1 pseudogene is annotated in these 455 nt (G+C 33.4%); it reads left to right on the top strand.

What is annotated here, in order from left to right:
- A pseudogene (locus HZY83_RS07765) lies at positions 1 to 455 on the top strand (carboxylesterase family protein); the annotation flags it as partial.

Raw genomic sequence — 455 nt, 5'->3', positions numbered from 1 at the left:
GTATTATCACAAAGTGATGTTGCTCAGTGGCACATTACATAGTGATTCTCCTCTAACTGCAAATAATAAGGCGCAACAATTTGAATCTTTAGTTCACAAGCATTATCCTGATAAATCTATTGAATCATTAACTAGTAATGAAATTTTAGATTTAATGAGATTACATAAAGTAGAACGAGGGCCATCGAGAAGTCTTGATTTGATTTATCAACCTATCCAAAGCCCTGAAATGACACGATCTGTAACTGCATTTTCAAAACCAGTATTCGTTGGTTTCACGAATTCTGAGGGAGATATTTATATAGAGAATGATTCACGGAAACTGTCACCATTGCGCTTTAAAGAAATCATGCGCTTATTCGATATTCCCATTTTAGAAGAAGTTCAAAATGCACAACAACAAAGAGAAGTAATAACGACATCTTATTTTAAAAATATGGCATTGAACTTTCTAC

This window comes from Gemella sp. GH3 (assembly GCF_013415425.1).
Taxonomy (GTDB): Bacteria; Bacillota; Bacilli; order Staphylococcales; family Gemellaceae; genus Gemelliphila.
Note: the sequence above shows the minus strand (reverse complement) of the source record. Positions and strands in the feature narration are given on the sequence as shown.